This window comes from Paraburkholderia sp. BCC1885 (assembly GCF_900996235.1).
Taxonomy (GTDB): Bacteria; Pseudomonadota; Gammaproteobacteria; order Burkholderiales; family Burkholderiaceae; genus Paraburkholderia.
In genome coordinates this window covers 75905-95898 of the sequence record NZ_CAAJGM010000144.1, presented here as the reverse complement: position 1 = coordinate 95898, position 19994 = coordinate 75905, and the positions used below count along the sequence as shown (strand labels likewise).

16 protein-coding genes and 1 pseudogene are annotated in these 19994 nt (G+C 64.1%); 14 read left to right on the top strand and 3 right to left on the bottom strand.

The genetic code is table 11. From position 1 onward, the window contains the following. Nucleotides 1-14: 14 nt before the first annotated feature. Nucleotides 15-803, top strand: coding sequence for a 3-hydroxybutyrate dehydrogenase (locus FQ755_RS14815; RefSeq protein WP_144155374.1), 789 nt, complete (start codon nucleotides 15-17; stop codon nucleotides 801-803). Nucleotides 804-855: 52 nt separating this feature from the next. Here FQ755_RS14815 and FQ755_RS14810 read toward each other — a convergent pair whose 3' ends face one another. After that, complete coding sequence (locus tag FQ755_RS14810; RefSeq protein ID WP_144155372.1) at nucleotides 856-2013, bottom strand: MaoC family dehydratase; 1158 nt, start codon at nucleotides 2011-2013, stop codon at nucleotides 856-858. A gap of 110 nt (nucleotides 2014-2123) precedes the next feature. Beyond that, nucleotides 2124-3068, bottom strand: a complete 945-nt coding sequence (locus FQ755_RS14805; protein ID WP_144155370.1) for a LysR family transcriptional regulator — start codon at nucleotides 3066-3068, stop codon at nucleotides 2124-2126. 363 nt (nucleotides 3069-3431) lie between these two features. Here FQ755_RS14805 and FQ755_RS14800 point away from each other — a divergent pair, with 363 nt between their 5' ends. From FQ755_RS14800 to FQ755_RS14740, 13 genes are all read left to right on the top strand, one after another. Continuing rightward, on the top strand, nucleotides 3432-4664 hold the full coding sequence (locus FQ755_RS14800; RefSeq protein WP_409937515.1) for a CaiB/BaiF CoA transferase family protein: 1233 nt from the start codon (nucleotides 3432-3434) through the stop codon (nucleotides 4662-4664). Nucleotides 4665-4693: 29 nt separating this feature from the next. Further along, nucleotides 4694-6184, top strand: a complete 1491-nt coding sequence (locus tag FQ755_RS14795) for an aldehyde dehydrogenase (protein ID WP_260858588.1) — start codon at nucleotides 4694-4696, stop codon at nucleotides 6182-6184. Nucleotides 6185-6234: 50 nt separating this feature from the next. Continuing rightward, nucleotides 6235-7044, top strand: coding sequence for an SDR family NAD(P)-dependent oxidoreductase (locus tag FQ755_RS14790; RefSeq protein ID WP_144155365.1), 810 nt, complete (start codon nucleotides 6235-6237; stop codon nucleotides 7042-7044). A gap of 61 nt (nucleotides 7045-7105) precedes the next feature. Beyond that, entirely contained in the window at nucleotides 7106-8092 is a 987-nt protein-coding gene (locus FQ755_RS14785; protein WP_144155363.1) for a quinone oxidoreductase family protein, read from the top strand. Between the two features lie 43 nt (nucleotides 8093-8135). Next, the gene (locus FQ755_RS14780) at nucleotides 8136-8885 is read left to right on the top strand and encodes an SDR family NAD(P)-dependent oxidoreductase (RefSeq protein WP_144155361.1); all 750 of its coding nucleotides are present in this window, start codon (nucleotides 8136-8138) and stop codon (nucleotides 8883-8885) included. Between the two features lie 154 nt (nucleotides 8886-9039). After that, nucleotides 9040-10227, top strand: a complete 1188-nt coding sequence (locus FQ755_RS14775) for an ABC transporter substrate-binding protein (RefSeq protein ID WP_144155360.1) — start codon at nucleotides 9040-9042, stop codon at nucleotides 10225-10227. Between the two features lie 20 nt (nucleotides 10228-10247). Beyond that, entirely contained in the window at nucleotides 10248-11120 is an 873-nt protein-coding gene (locus tag FQ755_RS14770) for a branched-chain amino acid ABC transporter permease (RefSeq protein ID WP_144155358.1), read from the top strand. Between the two features lie 2 nt (nucleotides 11121-11122). Beyond that, entirely contained in the window at nucleotides 11123-13096 is a 1974-nt protein-coding gene (locus tag FQ755_RS14765) for an ABC transporter permease subunit (RefSeq protein WP_144155356.1), read from the top strand. Between the two features lie 15 nt (nucleotides 13097-13111). Continuing rightward, nucleotides 13112-13834 (top strand): ABC transporter ATP-binding protein, encoded by a 723-nt coding sequence (locus tag FQ755_RS14760; RefSeq protein ID WP_144155354.1) that lies wholly within the window; start codon nucleotides 13112-13114, stop codon nucleotides 13832-13834. Between the two features lie 22 nt (nucleotides 13835-13856). Further along, nucleotides 13857-14642: a 2-keto-4-pentenoate hydratase gene (locus FQ755_RS14755; protein WP_144155352.1), complete on the top strand. Its 786-nt coding sequence runs from the start codon at nucleotides 13857-13859 to the stop codon at nucleotides 14640-14642. Between the two features lie 66 nt (nucleotides 14643-14708). Next, nucleotides 14709-16379, top strand: coding sequence for an MFS transporter (locus tag FQ755_RS14750; protein WP_144155350.1), 1671 nt, complete (start codon nucleotides 14709-14711; stop codon nucleotides 16377-16379). A 313-nt stretch (nucleotides 16380-16692) separates the two neighbouring features. After that, complete coding sequence (locus FQ755_RS14745) at nucleotides 16693-17817, top strand: zinc-dependent alcohol dehydrogenase family protein (RefSeq protein WP_144155348.1); 1125 nt, start codon at nucleotides 16693-16695, stop codon at nucleotides 17815-17817. A 59-nt stretch (nucleotides 17818-17876) separates the two neighbouring features. Beyond that, nucleotides 17877-19559, top strand: a complete 1683-nt coding sequence (locus FQ755_RS14740; RefSeq protein WP_260858587.1) for an MFS transporter — start codon at nucleotides 17877-17879, stop codon at nucleotides 19557-19559. Nucleotides 19560-19671: 112 nt separating this feature from the next. Here FQ755_RS14740 and FQ755_RS14735 read toward each other — a convergent pair. Next, nucleotides 19672-19986: pseudogene (locus FQ755_RS14735) on the bottom strand (fatty acid desaturase); the annotation flags it as partial. Nucleotides 19987-19994 lie beyond the last annotated feature (8 nt).

Below are 19994 nucleotides of genomic sequence, written 5' to 3'. Positions count from 1 at the left end.
CAACGGGAAACCTCATGAATACGCTGAACAACAAGGTCGCGCTCGTGACGGGCTCGACCAGCGGCATTGGCCTCGGCATTGCCGCCTGTCTCGCCGAAGCGGGCGCGGACCTGATGATCCACGGCTTTGGCGATGCGGCGAAAGTCGCCGCGCAGTGCCGCGACCTCGCGGAACGTTCGGGCCGGCGCGTCGTGCATAGCGCCGCCGACGTGACCGACCCGGCGCAAGTACGCGCGATGGTCGAGCAATGCACGAACGAACTCGGCGCCGTCGACATTCTCGTCAACAATGCAGGCATCCAGTACACCTGTCCCATCGACGAATTTCCGCAAGAGCGCTGGGACGCGATTATCGCCACCAATCTGTCGGCGAACTTTCACGCGATCAAGGCCGTGTTGCCGCAAATGCGCGCGCGCGACTGGGGGCGCATCGTCAACATCGCGTCCGCGCACGCGCTGGTTGCGTCGGTGACGAAATCGGCCTACGTGGCGGCGAAACACGGCGTGATCGGTCTGACGAAAGTCGTGGCGCTGGAGACCGCCAAAAGCGGCGTGACGTGCAATGCCATCTGCCCGGGGATGATCCTGACGCCGCTCGTGCAAAAGCAGATCGACGACTGGGCTGAACGCGACGGCATCACAAAGGACGAGGCGCAGGCGCTGATGATTGCCGAGAAGATCCCCACCGGTCAGTTCCAGACCGCGGAGCAGATCGGCGCGCTGGTGGTGTTCCTGTGTTCGGAGCCGGCCGGCCAGATTCGCGGCGCCGCGATGCCGGTAGATGGCGGGTGGACGGTTCAATAGCCTTATAGATAGCGCTGTAGCCCTATAGCCCTGTAGCCGCCCACCCTGCGGCTCATTCGGCGCGCGTCCGTCCGTTCGGCCGGCGCGGCATCGCCACCGTGTAGTCGAGATCGAGCACCACCGCCGGATGCCAGCCTGTCGTGCCGTCCTCGTGACGGGTCCTGGCGCCGGGAACTTCAGTGGGCGCGAGATTCTTCAGGCCGACCAGCCGCAGCCGCAAGGCGCCGACGTCGGCGCGGCCCGGCAATTTCCATTTGTCGAGCACTTCTGAATACGCGTAAAGCGTGTCGCCGCCGACCGTGGGCGCGACGTGCGTGCCGCCATTGATCGCCAGCACGCCGAGGACGTTTTCGAGGCCGTCGTAGGCGAGCGAACGGCACACCGACATCGTATGGCCGCCATACACGAGACGCCGCCCGGTTGGCGTGTGCTGCATCGCCAGCGCGTCGAAGTGCGGCCGCGCATTGTTCTGATAGAGGCGCGTGGCCATCATATGCTCGGCTTCTTCGATGGTGGCGCCGCTGGGGTGATCGATTCGTTCGCCGATTGCGTAGTCGTCCCAAACGTCGGCGGAACCGGTTGCTTCACGCAGGTTCTCGAGCGCTTCCGCCGAGAGCAGGCGCGCGCACGCTACCAGCAGGTTCGGCGCAATATGATCGAGCAGGTCGGGCACGTGCTGATCGCGGGCGCTGGTGGTGGAATCCGCCGCGTGCGCCGTTTTTTGCGCCGTTTTATGGACCGCTTTATGCACCATCACCCAGCGCACCCAGCTGAGCACCGCGTGGCTGTCTTCGCGATAACAGGTCGAGCGCACGTAAACGATGCCGCTGCGGCCGTTCGAATTTTCCCGCAGGCCGATCACGACGCTCTCGCAATGCAGCGTATTGCCGGCGAACACCGGGTTCAAAAAACGCGCTTCCGCATAGCCAAGATTGGCGATCGCGTTAAGCGAAATATCCGGCACCGTTTTGCCGAAAGCCATGTTGAAGAGCAACAGATCGTCGATAGGCCGGCTTTCGAAGCCCAGTTCGCGCGCCACCACCGCCGACGAATGAGTCACGTGGCGGCTGCCCGTGAGCGCTGTGTAGACGGCGGCGTCGCCATCGGTGATGGTGCGCGGCGTGCCGTGCCGGATAACCTGGCCGAGACGGAAATCCTCGAAGAAGCGGCCGGCGCGATGCTTCGCGGTTGAGGTGCCTTTGCTCGTCATGTCGTCGAATGGCCCTGGGGACGGAAGATGTCTGCCGGCCCACTTTAACGGCTGTGCCATCCCGCTGACAATTGACGTTATTGCGTCGATTATGCGGATTGTCAGCTTAATCAGTCGTGCGCGAGCGCGGGCCGGTTGTTGACGGGGCCGCCGATCAATTGCTTGAGCAGTTGCACGAGCCGTGTCGAAGCCGGCGAGAGGTTCTGGCCGCGCATGGTGATGATGGCAATCTGCCTGGAGAGGGGCGGGTTGACGATGCGTAGTACCCACGTCGAGGGATCGATGCGCGGCGGCAGCGCGATCTCCGGCAGGATCGCCGCGCCGAGACCCGCATTCGCCATCGAGATCAGCGTCTGTGCCTGGGCGAACTGATAACGCGTCGTATACGACAGATGCTGCTGGTTCATGACTTCCTCCAGCATCGCGCGCAGCGCAGTAGCGCGATTGAGCACGAGCAGCGGCATGTTGGTGAGCGTGGCGAGGTCGATGGTCTTGCGGCTCGTCGTAATGAAGCGTTTGGGCACGATGGCGTAGAAAGGATCGGTCAGGATGGGCTCGAAGCGGAATTCCGCATGATTGACCACTGGCCCCACGCCAAAATCCACCTCGCGTTTGCTGATGCTGTCGAACAGCGCCTCGGAGGTAACCTCCTGCACGAAGACGTCGACGCCCGGATATTCGCGCTCGAACTCCGCCAGCACCGCGGCAAGCCGCGTTTCCGCGATGGTCGGCGAGCACGAGAGCGAGACGCGGCCGCGCCGGATGTCCGCGAGTTCGTGTATGCGCCGCAGTCCCGACTCGACTTCGAGCAGGGCGCGCCGCGCGCATTCCAGCAGTTCGGTGCCTTCGTCGGTGAGCCGCACGCTGCGGGTGGTGCGGTGAAACAGGTCGACGCCCAGCTGCAATTCGAGTTGCCGTATCTGCGAACTGATCGCGGACTGCGATTTGAACGACTTCTCGGCGGCAATCCGGAAGCTACCGTGCTCGGCGACCAGGAGGAAGGTTTGCAGCAGCTTCAGATTGATGTTGCCAGGCGATCGGGCTGAGGGCGTCATGCTGGAGCTCGGGAGTCATCGATTGAATCGGATAATAGGCTCGATCGTGCGGTTTGTCCGCTTCATCGGCATGCCTAATGATTTTCCCTGGTGAGCCGCTAGGCGCATGCATATCGACGATGGCTCATGCTGTCCGGATTGACAGACGCGCGTCAGCATCGCGCCATGTGAGGCCGTCGCCAAGCCTTGCGGCGGGCGGCTACCTGGGGTTTCTCCCCAACTGCTGCCGCTTTGATTGTGCGGACAGATCGCATAATTCAAAAGATAAATGCGTTTGTTGGTTCCAATCCTGAATCGTAAAGTTTGCTTCATCGAAGGCGCCCCCGGCGCGACGCGGACAACGAACAGGAATCGACGATGGCATTGGAAACATCGGCTGAAGCAGGGAGCGTGCTGAACGATCTGAAGCCTGGCGCGCTCGCGGGTCTCAAGGTGCTCGACATCGCGACGTTCGTTGCCGCGCCGTTCTGCGGCACCATTCTCGCGGACTTCGGCGCCGAGGTCATCAAGATCGAACAGCCTAAAACCGGCGATTCGCTGCGCCAGTTCGGCACCGTGACCGAATGTGGCGACAGCCTCGTGTGGCTGAGCGAATCGCGCAACAAGAAGACCGTCACCCTCGATTTGCGCAAGCCCGCCGGCGCCGAGGTGTTTCGCAAGCTGGTCGCGCAGTCCGACGTCGTGCTCGAAAACTTCCGGCCCGGCACGCTTGAGCGCTGGGGACTCGGTTTCGAGGCGTTAAGCGAAATCAACCCGCGTCTCATCATGCTGCGGATCAGCGCCTACGGGCAGACCGGACCGAAGCGTGAGGAGCCCGGCTTTGCCCGCATCGCACACGCATTCGCCGGACTGTCATGGCTGGCCGGCGAACGCGACGGCCCGCCGGTCGTGCCGGGCTCCACCTCGATGGCCGACTATATCTCGGGCATGTGGGGCGCCATTGGCGTGCTGACCGCGGTGCAGGCCCGCACGACGAGTGGGCGCGGCCAGTTCATCGACATTGGCCTGTACGAGTCGGTGTTTCGTCTGCTGGATGAAATTGCTCCGGCCTATGCCAAGTACGGCAGCGTGCGCGAGCGCATGGGCGCCGACACCGTCAACGTCGTGCCGCATAGCCATTACCGGACCGCAAGCGGCGAGTGGGTGGCGCTCGCCTGCACCAACGACAAGATGTTCGAGCGCCTCGCGGTCGTCATCGGGCAGCCGGAACTCGTCGAGCAGTTTCGCACCAGCGCGATTCGCGTCGCCAACCGTGCTCAGGTGAACGCGCTGGTGGCCGACTGGGTCGGTAGTCGCAACTTGCCTGACGTGCTTGAGTTGACGCGCGAAGGCGGCGTGCCCTGTGCGCAGATCTATTCGATTCGCGAGATATTCGAAGACCCGCAATACGAGGCGCGCGGCAATCTTTTGCACATCGACGATCCACGCGTCGGCAAGCTGGTGGTGCCGGCTTCGGTGCCGAAAATGTCCGCGACGCCGGCGCAGTTTCGCCACGCGGGCCGCGCGCTGGGCGCCGACAACAGCGAGGTCTACGCGAGCTGGCTCGGGCTCGACGAGGCGGACCTGCGCGCGTTGACCGATGCGGGCGTGATCTGAACGGTTGATCCAACGGGAGCAGTACCACGATGAATAGCGACTTGCAGCAGTACCGGATGTATATCGGCGGCGAATGGGTCGAAGCCGCCGACGGCGCGACGTTCGAAACCATCGATCCCTATGCGCAGAAGCCGTGGGCCGTGCTGCCGCGCGCCGGCAAGCTCGATGCGGCGCGCGCGGTCGACGCAGCCAGCCGGGCGTTCAACGGCGGCGCATGGCCAAAGCTGAAGGCGAGCGCGCGCGGTTTGCTGCTGCACCGCCTCGCGGATCTGATTGCACGCGACGCCGAACGCCTCGCGCGGATCGAAGTGCGCGACAACGGCAAGCTGATCAACGAAATGCGCGCGCAGGTCGCCTACCTGCCCGAATACTTCCGCTATTTCGCAGGTCTCGCGGACAAGATCGAAGGCGCCGTGCTGCCGATCGACAAGGCCGATACTTTCAACTACACCTGCCACGAACCGCTCGGCGTGTGCGTGGCGATCACCGCGTGGAATTCGCCGCTGCTGCTCGCAGTCAACAAGCTGGCGCCGGGGCTGGCAGCGGGTAACACGTTTGTGCTGAAGCCCTCGGAGTTCACCTCGGCGTCCGCACTCGAACTTGCAAAGCTCTTCGAGGAAGCCGGCTTTCCGCCGGGCGTGCTTAACGTCGTGACCGGCTATGGCGGCGAAGTGGGCGCGCCGCTGGTCGAGGACCGCCGGGTCGCGAAAATCGGCTTCACCGGTAGCGAGACCGGCGGCCAGAAAATCTACGAGGCGGCCGCGCGCGACTTCAAGCACGTCACACTCGAACTGGGTGGCAAGTCCGCCAACATCGTGTTTGCTGACGCGAATCTCGACAATGCGGTGAAGGGCGCGATCTCCGGAATTTTCGCCGCGACCGGGCAGACCTGTGTGGCAGGCTCGCGCGTGCTGGTGCACGAGAGCATCTATGACGAGTTCGTCGAGCGGCTGGTGGCGTTCGCCCGCACCGCGCGCATGGGCGACCCTCAAGAGACCACGACCCAGGTCGGTCCGGTGACCACGCCGCCGCAATACGAAAAGATCCTCAAGTACATCGAAATCGCCAAAAGCGAAGGCGCACGCTGCGTGTTGGGCGGCTCTCCCGCGCAGCGCCCCGAATGCGGCGCGGGCCAGTTCGTCGAGCCGACGATTTTTGCCGACGTGCGCAACGGCATGCGCATCGCCCAGGAAGAAGTGTTCGGCCCGGTGCTGAGCTGCATCCGCTTTCGCGACGACGACGAAGCGGTCGAGATCGCCAACGACAGCCTGTACGGCCTCGCCGCAGGTGTGTGGACCAGCGATCTGCGGCGCGCACTGGAACTGCCGAAGCGGCTGAAAGTGGGCATCGTATGGGTCAACATGTATCGGGCGGTCAGCTACATGTCGCCGTTTGGCGGATACAAGCGCTCGGGGTTGGGCCGCGAGAACGGCATCGACGCGATCCGCGAGTATCTGCAGACCAAGAGCGTCTGGATTAGCACTGCTCAGGAAACGCCCGATCCGTTCGTGATTCGCTAAACACGCAACCGACGCCCATTCACCCCTTTAACTGCGAGCCGATATCCACCATGTTTCCGACCAGCGCCCCGAATTCCGCTAGCGGCGACCTTGAACCCACGCTGCCGTTTCGCATCGACAACCAGATTGCGCTCGTCACGGGCGCGGGCCGGGGAATCGGCGCGGCCATTGCGCGCGCGCTTGCCGATGCCGGTGCGCAGGTCGTGCTGGTGTCGCGCACGCGCACCGAACTGGAAGCGGTGGCCGCGCAGATCGAGCGGCGCGGCGGCCATGCGCGCGTCGCCGTGTGCGACGTGACCGATAGTACGGCCATGCGGGCCTTGATCGACGGACTGGAGAGGCTCGATGTGCTCGTCAACAACGCGGGAACCAATATTCCCGAGCCGTTCGTCGAGGTATCGGACGCCCATCTCGACAGCGTGCTCGATCTGAACGTGCGGGCGTACTTCGTGGTTGCACAGGCGGCGGTGCGCAAGATGCTTGCCGATCCGGAACGTGCGGCGCGCGGTGGGGCAGTCGTCAACATCTCGTCGCAGATGGGACATATCGGCTCGCCGAACCGCACCGTGTACTGCATGACCAAGCATGCGGTGGAAGGGCTCACCAAAGCCATGGCGGTCGAACTGGCGCCGCAACGTATCCGCGTGAACTGCATTGCGCCGACTTTCGTCGACACGACGCTGGTGCGCAGCATCGTCGATACCGAGGAGAAGTACGACTTCCTCGTATCGAAGATCCCGCTCGGTCACATGGCGGACGTGCGCGACATCGCGGCGGCGGCTGTTTATCTGTGTTCGCCCGCGGCCGCGATGGTGACCGGCACGTCGTTGCTGGTGGATGGCGGCTGGACGGCCCAGTGAATCCGAACGATCAACCCGACTGGCCAGGTAACAAGCGGGCTAGTCTGTCTGGAGCGAATTGATGAGCAGAACTACAGGACGTCTCGTTGTCGAGCAAACCGGAGGACCGGAGGTCATGCAATGGGTCGAGCAGGCGGCCCAACCGGTCGGCCCGGACGAAGTGCGGGTGCAGCATGAGGCGATCGGCGTCGACTACATCGACACGCAGATTCGCGCCGGCGAGATGCCGGCCACGCTGCCCACCGGCATCGGCTTTGCGGCGGTAGGCAAGGCAAGCGAAGTTGGCGCGAACGTACAGCACATCAAGCAGGGCGAGCGGGTCGCCTACATGTATTTCACCCCCGGCAGTTATGCCGAGGAACGGGTCGTGCCGGCGGAGCGCGTAGTTGCGCTGCCCGATCAGACGCTTGCGCCGGATCTCGCGGCCGGCGCGCTGTTTCGTGGCCTGACCGCGTGGTACCTGTCGACACGGCTGCGTCCGATCGAACGCGGCGACGCGGTGCTCGTGCATGCGGCAGCGGGCGGTGTCGGCCTGATGCTCACGCAATGGCTCACGCATCTGGGCGCGACCGTGATCGGCACGGTCGACACCCAGCCGAAAGCGGACGCGGCGCGCGAATTCGGCGCGAAGCACGTGGTGGTGATCCCGGAACAGGACTTCGTCGCCAAGGTAAAGGACGTGACCGGCGGCAAGGGCGTGGCGGTCGTCTACGAAAGCATCGGGCGCGCCACCTTCGAAGGATCGCTGGACAGCGCGCGGCGCTTCGGACTGATCGTCTCGTTCGGCTGGCCGTCGGGCGATCCGGGTCCAGTCTCGCTGATGCATTTGCGCAGCAAGGGTTCGCTGTTCATCACGCGGCCCACGGTGACGCAATACACGGCGGACGCGGCCGATTTCCGCGCCGGCGCGGCCGCGTTGTTCGGTCTTGTTCGCGACGGCGTGCTGAAGGTGAAGGTCGGCAACAGCTACCCGCTGCGCAACGCGGCACAGGCGCATCGCGACATTGTCGCGGGCCGCACGCTTGGCTCGGTCGTGCTGATCGCCTAGCCGTTCGCGGGATTCATAACCATCACAAGCAGGAGACGAGGCGATGTTACTGGACGGCAAGACAGCAATCGTGACGGGGTGTGCATCGAAGAAGGGCATCGGCTGGGCCACTGCGCGACTGTTCGCGCAGCACGGCGCGCGGGTTGCGTTGCTCGATCTGCGCGAGGAAGATGCGCGCGCGGCAGCTGCGGCGATCGGCGACCAGCATCTTGGCTTTGCGTGCGACGTGCGCGATGCGCGGCGCTGCGAACAGGTAGTGAAGGACGTCGTCGAGACGTTCGGCGCAGTCGACATCCTCGTGAATAACGCGGGCGTCAGCCAGGCGCATCGCCTGATGGACAGCACGATGGACGACTACGAACTGGTGCTCGACGTCAGTCTGCGCGGCACGTTCAACATGTCGCGGGCAATCACGCCGCATTTTCGCGGCCGCCGCAGCGGCGCGATCGTCTGTATGGGGTCGCTCGCTGCGCAGCGCGGCGGCGGCGTGCTGGGCGGTCCGCACTATGCCGCGGCGAAGGGCGCGGTGCAGGCGCTCGCCAGGTCGATGGCGCGCGAGCTTGCGCCGGACGGCATTCGCGCCAACGCGATTGCGCCAGGCCTGATCGATACGGATCTGCTGATCGGCAAGATCACCGATGAAGGCAAGGCGGCCGTGGCGGCCGGCACGCCGCTCGGGCGCCTGGGCACCGCGCAGGACGTGGCGAACGTGTGCCTGTTCCTCGCTTCCGATCTGTCGGCCTATGTGACAGGTGTCGTACTCGATGTGAACGGCGGATATCACATTCACTGAACGCATCGGCGGATGGGTGTTGTAGCGTGCTTTGCCAGGACCCGCGGTCAGCGGGTCATATAAAAAAACCGCACAGGATGCGGTCACGCAAATAACTTGCATGGGACCGGAGTCGGCGCACAGGCGCCCGCGCCGGTCGACACAGGAGACAGTCATGTTGAGCAAACGGAATCTGTGCTGGGTCATCGCCACGGCGACGGCCTGCTTCACCATCGCGACGCATGCCGCGGAGCCGATCAAGCTGGGCGTGTCGGGGCCGTTCACGGGCGGCTCCGCACCGATGGGCATTTCGATGCGTAACGGCATCAAGCTCGCCGTCGACGAAATCAACGCCGCGGGCGGCGTGCTGGGCCGGCCGCTGGTGATGGTCGAGCGCGACGACCAGGCGAACAACGCGCGCGGCCTGCAGATCGCTCAGGAGCTGGTGTACAAGGAGCACGTGGCGGCGAGCGTCGGCATCATCTCCACCGGCGTGATTCTGGCGAGCCAGAAGGTCTATCAGGACGCGCAGATTCCGCTGCTGACGCCAGGGCCGAGCGGCACCCAGGTCACGAAGGTGTTCATGACACCGGCCTACCCGAAGAGCTATGTATTTCGTGTGTCGCTGGTGGACCGGATCCAGGCCGGCATGATCGCGAACGAGGCGATCAACCGCGAGCATCTCACCAAGGTGGCCGTATTCGCCGATTCGTCGAACTACGGCCAGCTCGGCCGCGAGGATATGACGGCGGCGCTCGCCAAGCTGAACATCACGCCGGTAGATGTCGAGAAGTGGAACCAGGGCGACGTGGACATGACCTCGCAGGTGCTGCGCGCGAAGACCGCCGGCGCCCAGGCGTTGCTGACCTACGGCGAAGGGCCGGAACTCGCGCAGATCGCCAACGAGATGGTGAAACTCGGCTGGAAGGTGCCGATGATCGGCAGCTGGACGCTGTCGATGCCGAACTACATCCAGCTCGCGGGTCCGAATGCGGAAGGCACGCGCTTCCCGCAAACCTTCGTCGCCGACGGTTCGCCGCGCCGCCAGGCGTTTCTCGAGAAATACGAGAAGGCATATCACACCAACTACATTCCGGGCGCGGTATGGGCGGCGCAAGGGTATGACGTGGTCTACCTGATGGCCGCGGCCATGAAGCAGGCTGGAACGACGGACGGCCCCCAGGTGCGCGACGCGCTCGAGAACCTGAACACGAAGATCGACGGTCTCATCATGACCTACGACCATCCGTTCTCGAAGACCGACCATGACGCGATTCGCGATGGCTCGGTTGCCGTGATGGCCGAGATCAAGGGCGGCCACGTCGTGAAGATGGACGAGGCTCAGGCGCAGGCCGCGCGCTGACGCGCCACTGGACGATCCAAATGAACGTCATCCTGCAGATTATCGTGAGCGGGTGCGCGGTGGGCATGATCTATTCGGTCACCGCGTTCGGCTACCAGCTCACCTTCGCCACCTCCGGCACCATGAATTTTGCCCAGGGCCAGGCGTTGGCGATCGGCGCGTTGTCCGGGCTCACCATCATGGAATACGTGGGCAGCTACTGGCTGATGATTCCGCTCGTGCTGATCGTGGGCGCGGTGGTCGGCGTGATCACCGAGCGTATCAGCGTGCGGCGCTCGATCGCGGCGAAAAGCGAAGGCTGGATCATGGCGACTATCGCGCTCGGCATCATCATGACCAACGTGGCCGAGAATCTCTGGGGGACCGACGACCTGAAGTTTCCGTCGCCGTTGCCCGACACGCGCATCACCATAGCGGGCGCGAGCATCCTGCCGATGGAACTGCTCGTGATCGTCGGCGCGCTCGCGTTGATGGCGGCGGTCGAGCTGTTCAACCGCAAGACCATCTACGGCAAGGCGGTGGTCGCGACCGCCAGCGACGCCGATGCGGCCGCGCTAATGGGCATCAACACACGGCTCGTCGTCACGTTTTCGTATGCGCTGTCGTGCATGAGCGCCGCCTTCGCGGGCATTCTGATCGCGCCGCTGACGGTGGCGGGTGCCGACATGGGCGCCACGCTGGGCCTCAAGGCATTCGCTGTGGCGATCATCGGCGGGTTGACGTCGGGCTTCGGCATCATTGCTGGCGGTCTGATTCTCGGCGTCGTCGAGACCTTCACTGGCTATTACGTGTCGAGCGGCTATAAGGACGTGCCGGGTCTGCTGTTGCTGCTCGCGGTTCTCGCCGTGAAACCGGCCGGCCTGTTCGGCCGTACCTCGATCAGGAAGGTATAGCGATGAATCGCTCGAAAACCTTCGCCGGCTGGCTGTTCTTCGCTGCGCTCGCGGTCTTTCCGCTTGTCAGCAGCAATCCGTATTACACGCATCTGCTGGTAATAATCGGTATTTATGCAGTCCTGATCTTTGGGCTCGACATCGTGGTTGGCTATACCGGTGAGGTGTCGATCGGCCATGCGGGGCTCTTCGGTATCGGCGCCTATACGACCGGTATTCTGCTGACGAGCGCCGGCTTGTCGGTATGGCTCGCGGTGCCGGCGGCCCTGGTGGTGACGGCGCTATTTGGTGCGATTCTGGCGGTGCCGTCGCTGCGCCTGACCGGCCCCTATCTGGCGATGGTCACGCTCGCGTTCGGCACCATCGTGCAGATCCTGCTCAACGAGATGGATTTTCTCACCAATGGCGCGCAAGGACTGGCGGTCGGCAAGCCGGTGATCGCCGGACATCTGGTGAGCGCCACGGACTTTTACTACGTTGTCGTTGTGATCGCGGCGCTGGCGATGCTGGTGGTTTCGCGCATCCTGTCGTCACATTACGGACGCGCGTTTCTCGCGCTGCGCGGCAGTCCGGTCGCGGCGGACTGCATGGGCGTGTCCGTGTATCGCTACAAGGTGATCGCCTTCGTCATCAGCGCGGCGTTTGCGGGACTGGCGGGCTCGCTCTACGGGCTCTCCGAGGAATACATCGCGCCGAACACGTTTTCGATGGAGCTGTCCACGCTATTCCTTCTGGCGGTCACGCTGGGTGGACGCCGTTCGCGGGTCGGCACGCTGATCGGCGCGACCACCATCGTCGTGCTGCCGAATCTGCTGTCGGACGTTGTGCTGTTCCGCTGGCTCACCGTCGTGCTCGCCGTGCTGGTGGTGCTGCTCGTGGCGCATGCATGGCGCACCCGCCGCACAGCGTGGCAGACGCTGCTGGCGCCGGTAATCGTGATGGCGGCGTTCGTCGCGTTTGCCTTCACGCTGACCGATATCGTGAGCCAGCGTCTGACGATTTTCGGCCTGATGATTCTCGGCGTGGTCTATTACCTGCCGGATGGCATTGCCGGTTACGTGCGCGATTTCGCGGCCAACTGGCGCGGCGTGCTTTCTTCCTCCGAGCCGCAGGCGCCGGTCACGGTGGCGGTCGGCGCGTGGAGTTCGGCGCGTGCCGCACGGGATGCCGCGGCGAGCGCGCAGCCGGAGTGCGTGCTCGACCTGGAATCGATCGTGATGCAGTTCGGCGGCCTGCGCGCGCTCAACGACGTGTCGTTGCAGGTGAGGCGCGGCACCGTGCACGGCCTGATCGGCCCGAACGGTTCCGGCAAGAGCACGATGATGAACGTGCTCACCGGTGTCTACGCGGCGACGAGCGGCAATATCCAGTTCAACGGCGAGCGTTGCGATGGATTGAAACCCGCACGCATTGCGCAGCGCGGCATGGCGCGCACCTTCCAGAACGTGCAGTTGTTCGGCGAAATGAGCACGCTCGATAACGTGCTGGTCGGACTGCATCAGATGTTTCATTCGAATCTGATCGACGTGATCTTTCATACGCCGCGCTTTCGGCGCGAGGAGCAGGCGGCACGCGCGCGCGCCGCGACGCTGCTGGGCTTTGTCGGCATGCAGGAGTTCGCGGCGACCCGCGCGCGGGATCTGCCGTATGGCCGGCAGCGGATGCTGGAGATCGCGCGTGCGCTCGGCACCGAGCCGTCGCTGCTGCTGCTCGACGAACCGGCTGCGGGCCTGCGTCCGAACGATCTGCCGGAACTGCGTCAGATGATCGAAAAGATTCGCGAGCACGGCATCACCGTAGTGCTGATCGAGCATCACATGGACCTGGTGATGGCGATTTGCGATCAGGTGTCGGTGCTCGATTTCGGCCAGAAGATCGCTGAAGGGCCGCCCACCAAAATCTCGCATGACCGCCGCGTGATCGAGGCCTATCTGGGCGCGTCCGCTATCACGCCGGCCGTCAGCGGCGCGGCCTAGCAAGGAGACACCCGCATGCTTACTGTAGAAGCCGCTCACGCCGGTTACGGTTCCACCGAAGTGCTGCACGGCATTTCGCTGAGCGTCGGCAAGGGCAGTGTCGTCAGCCTGATCGGTTCGAACGGTGCGGGCAAAACTACGACGATGCGGATGATTTCCGGAATGCTGCACGCGAAAGCCGGGCGCGTATTGCTGAACGGCGCCGATATCACCGGTCTCGACGCGCATCGCATCGCGCGGCTGGGGCTCGCTCACAGCCCGGAGGGACGGCGCGTATTCCCGACGCTCTCGGTGCACGACAATCTCGAACTGGGCGCGTTTTCGCGCTTTATCGGCGCGCGCAGCAAGGGCGATATCCGCCAGGACCTGGAGCGCGCCATGGACCTGTTCCCGGTTTTGCGGCGGCGCGCCGCGCAACTGGCGGGCACGCTGTCCGGCGGCGAGCAGCAGATGCTCGCCATGGCGCGCGCGATCATGCTCAATCCCGAGGTCGTACTGCTCGACGAGCCGTCGATGGGTCTCGCGCCGCTGCTGGTCGACGAAGTATTTAGGACTATTGAGCGCCTGCGCGAGCAAGGCGTGACGATGCTGGTGGTCGAGCAGTTCGCGGCGGCCGCATTGCAGGTAAGCGATTACGGCTATGTGCTGGAGAACGGCCGGATCACGATCGAAGGGCCGGCCGCGAGCCTGCGTGACAACGAAGCGGTGCGGGCGGCCTATCTGGGTGGCATGCATTAACTGATCGAGGCAGGGAGCAAACGTGAACGAGCAACATCTGAACGAAGCGGCCAGCACGCTGTGGGGCCATTTCAACGGCGCGACGCACTTCGACGCATTGCCGGCGGCTTGCCGGCCGGCGAGCCGCGCCGAGGCCTACGAGGTGCAGCGCGAGGTGGCGCGGCTGTCGGGGCGATTGGTGGCCGGCTGGAAGATCGCCGCGACCAGCGTGGCGGGGCAGAAGCATATCGGCGTGGACGGGCCGATCGCTGCGCGGCTGCTGTCCGAACGGGTGATCGCGGGCGGCCTCGTGATTCCAATGGAAGGCAACGTGATGAACGTCGCCGAGGCGGAATTTGCGTTTCGTCTGAAGCACGCACTGCCGCCGCGCGCCGAGCCGTATCGCACCGACGAGGTGATGGCCGCGGTGGGCACGCTGCATCTGGCCATCGAGGTGCCGGACTCGCGCTATCACGACTTCGCGAGCGTGGGCGCATTGCAACTGATCGCCGACGGTGCCTGCGCATCATGGCTCGTCGTGAGCCCGGCAACCCAGGCGGATTGGCGCGCGCTCGATCTGGTCGGCCATCAGGTGCGTGCCTATCGTAATGGCGAACTGGCCGGCGAGGGCAGCGGGGCAAACGTGCTCGGCGATCCGCGCATTGCGATGACATGGCTCGCGAACGAGTTGCGCAGCATCGGCGAAGGCCTGCAGGAAGGGCACATCGTGACGACGGGAGCCTGCGTCGCGCCGATGGCGGTTGCAGCCGGCGATTCGATGGAAGTGGACTTCGGCGTGCTCGGTAAGGTGCAGGTGGGGTTCGTCTGACGCAGTGTCCGGCAAGAGACGCACGTTTAGCGGCAACAGAGCGGGACCGTTACAGGAGACAGCATCATGGACGCGAGTTTGGTACGGGGCAGCCTTGAGCTATCGCGCAAGGACAAGCGGGCAATGGCGGGCGCGGTGGCCGGGACCGTGTTCGAATGGTACGACTTCGTGCTGTACGGTTCGCTCGCGGATGTGATTGCCGCGAACTTCTTCACCGGCATCGATTCGGGTACGGCGTTCATCTTCGCGATGATGACCTTCTCGGTCGGCTTTGTCGTGCGTCCGCTCGGCGCGGTGGTGTTCGGCCGGCTCGGTGACATGGTCGGGCGCAAGAAGACGTTCATGATCACCGTGTCGTTGATGGGGCTCTCCACCTGCGCGGTGGCGTTCACACCGGGCTATGCGACGATCGGCATTGCCGCGCCGGTGATCCTGATTCTCGCGCGCCTGCTGCAAGGTTTCGCGGTCGGCGGCGAGTTCGGCGGCGCCGCGACCTATGTGGCGGAGCATTCGCCGCAGCGGCATCGTGGCCGCAATACGGCGCTGATCCAGGCAACCGCCTCGACCGGCCTGCTCGGCGCCCTGATCGTGACCATCGTGACACGCATTGCGACCGGCGCGAACTTCGCGGTGTGGGGCTGGCGCGTGCCGTTTTCGCTGTCTATCGTGCTGCTGGTGGTGTCGTTGCTGTTGCGCCGCCGCATGGACGAGTCGCCGGCGTTCGAGAAGGTGCGCAAGGCCGGTACGCTGTCGCGCGCGCCGGTGCGCGATGCATTGCGCGGACGCAATCTGCGCCAGATGCTGGTCGCATTGTTCGGCATCTGCGGCGGCATGACGGTGGTGTGGTACGTCATCGTGATCTATCCGATGTTCTTTTTGACGCGGGTTTTGCGGGTCGAACCGAACACGTCGAACCTGATCGTCGCCATTGCGATGATCGCGGCCGTGCCGTTGCTGTATGGCTGCGGCGCGTTGTCGGACCGCTTTGGCCGCAAGCCGGTGCTGCTGGCCGGCTACGTGCTGGCGGCGCTCACGCTGTTCCCGGTGTTCCGCACCATCACCCACTATGCCAATCCGGCGCTTGCGCAGGCGCAGGCAGCGAGTCCCGCCGTGATCCATGCCGATCCGCGGCAGTGCGCGTTCATGTTCGATCCGGTGGGCGTGCGCACCTTCAGCAATGCCTGCGATATCGCCCGCAAAACCCTCAGCGGCGCCTCGGCGAACTACTCGGTGGTGGCGGCAGCGCCGGGGGCGCAGACCACCGTGACGATCGGCGACGCGCAGATTGCCGGTTTCGATCCGGCCGGACAGGACGCGGCCGGCCTTAAGTCGCAGGCCGCCGGTTTCAGCAAGGCGCTCGGCGCCGCGCTGGTGAAAGCGGGTTATCCCCTGAAGGCCGATCCGCAGCAGTTCCATTTCTTGCCGGTGCTGTTGCTGGTGCTGTTTCTCGTGTTCGTGATGAGCCTGACGTATGCGCCTATCGCGGCGATTCTGGTCGAAATGTTCCCGACGGAATTGCGCTACACATCGATGTCGATTCCGTTTCACGTCGCAAGCGGCTGGATTGGGGGCCTGCTGCCGGCGCTGTCGTTCGCGATTGCGGCGGCGCGCGGCAACATCTACGCGGGGCTGTGGTATCCGCTGTTCTGGACGGTGCTGGCTATCGTCGTTACCTTGTTCACGTATCGCGAATCGCATCGGATCGACATTTTCTCGACGGCGCAGGAGCCGCGGTAGCGTCGGCTGGCGCACTTGCATTTGCATGAGCGGCGGGGGCGTCGCGCGCGCGTTCGAGCGGAAATAGCAGGCCAAAAAGGCTGCCGGGTTATCCCGGCAGCCTTTTTTGTTTCCTGCGCGCGGCCTCACGCTGTCGTTTTTCAGACTATAAATGTATTGGACTATTCTTGACCGATTGTCGGACAAGAATATAATTGACGTATCGGTAGGTTCGAGACGAAGAGAGGCCGCGCGTTTTTGCCTGTGTGTTGGTCCGCAGACATCAGGCGCTGAAGCCGGCTCTCGAGACATTTCCACTGAGGAGACACATACGATGAAAATCCGCGCTGCCGTACTGGCCCGATCCGGGCTGCCGACGCCCTACGCCGAGACACAGCCGCTTGCTATCGAGACCGTGGACCTCGCGCCGCCGGGCCCCGGCGAGGTCTTGATCCGGATCGCCGCAGCCGGCATCTGCCATTCGGACCTGTCGGTAGTCGAGGGTTTGAGGCCCAGGCCTTTGCCGATGGTGATCGGCCATGAGGCAGCAGGTGTCGTCGAAGAAGTCGGTCCGTATGTGACCGATCTGCAGCCCGGCGACCACGTCGTGTCCGTGTTCGTCGCCGCCTGCGGCCATTGCAATCCCTGTGCGAGCGGGCGCCCGGCGCTGTGCGAGCCCGGCGCGCTTGCAGGTACGGCCGGTGCGTTGCTGGGCGGCGGTCGGCGGCTCTCGCGCAACGGCGAAGCGCTGAACCATCACTCGGGCATCTCCGCATTCGCCGAATATGCAACCGTCTCGCGGCATTCGCTCGTGAAAGTGGACCGGGAAATCGCACTCGAAGAAGCGGCGCTGTTCGGCTGCGCGGTGCTGACCGGCGTCGGCTCGGCGGTGAATGCCGCGCATATCGCGCCCGGTTCGTCGGTGGCGGTGATCGGACTGGGCGGTGTCGGCCTCTCGGCGCTGCTGGGCGCCCTCGCGGCCGGCGCCTCGCGGGTCGTGGCGATCGACGTGAACGCGGACAAGCTGGAACTGGCGCGCGCGCTCGGCGCAACCGATACGTTCGACGCGAAGTCGGAGCACGTCATCGAAGCTGTACGCGACGCGACGCAGGGCGGCGTCGAAGTGGTGATCGAAACGGCGGGCGCGGGTGCCGCGCTCGAACTCGGTTACGCAATCGCGCGACGCGGCGGCGAACTGGTAACGGCCGGGTTGCCGTCGCCATCGACCCGCTTTGCGATCCCGGCGGTGTCCCTTGTCGCCGACGAGAAATCGATTCGCGGCAGCTACATGGGCAGCAGCGTGCCCTCACGCGACGTGCCGCGCTATCTCGATCTGTACCGGCGCGGCCGCTTGCCGGTAGACCGGCTGGTCACGCACCGGCTGCCGCTCGAGGACATCAACATCGGCATGGACCGCTTGCGCGAGGGCAAGGCAGTGCGGCAGATCGTGACGATGTAGCAGACCAGACAGCGCACAGCACGGCGCTTTCCAGACAAAACCAACAGGAGACAAAGACGATGATAGGCTCGGAAGCGGTCAGCGCCGGCAACGGCGCGCAGGTATCGGAAGGGATGGGCACCTCGACAGTGCGGGTGATTGCGGCTGCCGCCATCGGCACGGTGTTCGAGTGGTACGACTTCACGCTGTACGGTTCGCTGGCAACGGTGATCGCGAGCCGCTTCTTCGCCGGCGTCGATCCGGTGACGGGCTTTATCTTCGCACTGCTTACATTTGGCGTCGGGTTTATCATGCGGCCGGTCGGCGCCGTGGTGTTCGGCCGGATCGGCGATCTGATCGGCCGCAAACGCACGTTTCTCGTCACCATCACCATCATGGGTATCTCGACGGTCGGCGTTGGTTTATTGCCCAGCTACGCGACGATCGGCATCGCCGCGCCGGTGATGCTGATCGGACTGCGCATGCTGCAAGGGCTCGCGCTTGGCGGTGAGTATGGCGGCGCCGCCACCTATGTCGCCGAACACTCGCCGAAAAACTGTCGTGGCTTCAACACTTCGTGGATCTCGTCGACAGGCACCGTCGGCCTGCTGATGTCGTTCGCCGTGGTGCTCGTGACACGCGTGCTGACGGGCGATCACTTCGACACCTGGGGCTGGCGCGTACCGTTCATTTTCTCGGTCCTGCTGCTGGCGATTTCGGTGCGCATCCGCATGAAGATGGAGGAATCGCCGGCCTTCCGGGCGCTGAAGAACGAGAACCGTCTGTCCCGTTCGCCGCTCAAGGATACCTTCCTCGACTGGGCGAACGTCAAGCGGTTGCTGGTCGCGCTCTTCGCGATCTGCGGCGGCATGACCTGCGTGTACTACACCGCGGTGCTGTACCCGAGTTTCTTTCTGACTCACACACTGAAGGTCGATCCCACCCAGGCCAACATTGTCGTCACGCTGGCAACATTGGTCTGCGCGCCGCTCTTTCTCGTATCGGGCTGGTTGTGCGACCGCTTCGGCCGCAAACCGATCCTGATGATCAGTTTCGTGCTGACCGCGCTTACGCTGTTCCCGATTTTTCACGCCATGACGCGCTATGCGAACCCGGCTCTGGCCCAGGCACAGGCGAACGTGCCCGTATGGGTCGCGGCGGATGAGCAGTCATGCTCATTCATGTTCAACCCGATCGGCTCGCGGCGTTTCACGACGTCGTGCGACATCGCGCGCGAGGCGCTGACCGAAGCGGGCGTGAGCTACGAGACGCGCAGCGCGGCGTCGGGTCAACCGGCGAGCGTGCATATCGGCGAGCGTGTCGTCGCGGCTTACGATGCAACAGGCCTCAAGGCCGGTGACGTCAAGCCGAAGTCGGCCGAGTTCGCTGCGCAATTGCGAGGTGCGCTGGATTCGGCCGGGTTTCCGCGCAAGGCGGCGCCCGAGCAGTTCAACAAACCGATGGTGTTCCTGTTGCTGGTGGTCCTGCTCGCGCTCATGACACTCGCATTGACGCCGACGGCACCCGCGCTGGTCGAAATGTTCCCGACGCGTATCCGCTACACCTCGATGTCGTTTCCGTATCACTTTGCCAGCGGCTGGATCGGCGGATTGTTACCTACCATCTCGTTTGCGTTGTCGGCACAGCAGGGCAACATCTACTTCGGATTGTGGTACCCGGTGGCATGGATCGTCGGCTCGTTTGTTATCGCGCTGCTATTCCTGAAGGAGACGAAAAACGTCGATCTCGGTGCCGACTTCTGACAGGTCACGCGCAGCGCCAAAGCGTCTCGCCGGGGCCGTCCCGGTATCAGGACACGCTGGTTTCCAGCGTGTCTTCGATGTTTGCGCGAATGGCATGGGAATATGGACAACATTACCCGGAATTCTGCGACCGACGGATCTGGAATGCGGGTTTATCAGGACTTCCTGGCAAATTGCCCGCGTACCCTAAGCCTTCGAGACGGTTTGTCCAGTCGACACTGACATTGGTCAGGTCGCCATGGGCCGGATGCGCAACGGGGGCGAATGCATAAAACCGCAGCCATTCGCTGTAGCCTCTTACGAGAAATCCGCCGGACCGTTCCAGGTATTGCTGGCGGTACGTCTCATACACGTCCCGCAGCGCATACCAGGGCACATGCGGCAGATCGTGGTGGACCGCGTGATAGTTGTTGTTCAGAAACATGATTAATACAT

What these genes read in the sequence shown, in the direction of transcription:
- FQ755_RS14745 (WP_144155348.1), top strand. Translation starts at nt 16,693, where the DNA reads ATGAAAATCCGCGCTGCCGTACTGGCCCGATCCGGGCTGCCGACGCCC.
- FQ755_RS14810 (WP_144155372.1), bottom strand. Translation starts at nt 2,013, where the DNA reads ATGACGAGCAAAGGCACCTCAACCGCGAAGCATCGCGCCGGCCGCTTC.
- FQ755_RS14805 (WP_144155370.1), bottom strand. Translation starts at nt 3,068, where the DNA reads ATGACGCCCTCAGCCCGATCGCCTGGCAACATCAATCTGAAGCTGCTG.
- FQ755_RS14795 (WP_260858588.1), top strand. Translation starts at nt 4,694, where the DNA reads ATGAATAGCGACTTGCAGCAGTACCGGATGTATATCGGCGGCGAATGG.
- FQ755_RS14765 (WP_144155356.1), top strand. Translation starts at nt 11,123, where the DNA reads ATGAATCGCTCGAAAACCTTCGCCGGCTGGCTGTTCTTCGCTGCGCTC.
- FQ755_RS14770 (WP_144155358.1), top strand. Translation starts at nt 10,248, where the DNA reads ATGAACGTCATCCTGCAGATTATCGTGAGCGGGTGCGCGGTGGGCATG.
- FQ755_RS14740 (WP_260858587.1), top strand. Translation starts at nt 17,877, where the DNA reads ATGATAGGCTCGGAAGCGGTCAGCGCCGGCAACGGCGCGCAGGTATCG.
- FQ755_RS14785 (WP_144155363.1), top strand. Translation starts at nt 7,106, where the DNA reads ATGAGCAGAACTACAGGACGTCTCGTTGTCGAGCAAACCGGAGGACCG.
- FQ755_RS14775 (WP_144155360.1), top strand. Translation starts at nt 9,040, where the DNA reads ATGTTGAGCAAACGGAATCTGTGCTGGGTCATCGCCACGGCGACGGCC.
- FQ755_RS14815 (WP_144155374.1), top strand. Translation starts at nt 15, where the DNA reads ATGAATACGCTGAACAACAAGGTCGCGCTCGTGACGGGCTCGACCAGC.
- FQ755_RS14780 (WP_144155361.1), top strand. Translation starts at nt 8,136, where the DNA reads ATGTTACTGGACGGCAAGACAGCAATCGTGACGGGGTGTGCATCGAAG.
- FQ755_RS14760 (WP_144155354.1), top strand. Translation starts at nt 13,112, where the DNA reads ATGCTTACTGTAGAAGCCGCTCACGCCGGTTACGGTTCCACCGAAGTG.
- FQ755_RS14750 (WP_144155350.1), top strand. Translation starts at nt 14,709, where the DNA reads ATGGACGCGAGTTTGGTACGGGGCAGCCTTGAGCTATCGCGCAAGGAC.
- FQ755_RS14790 (WP_144155365.1), top strand. Translation starts at nt 6,235, where the DNA reads ATGTTTCCGACCAGCGCCCCGAATTCCGCTAGCGGCGACCTTGAACCC.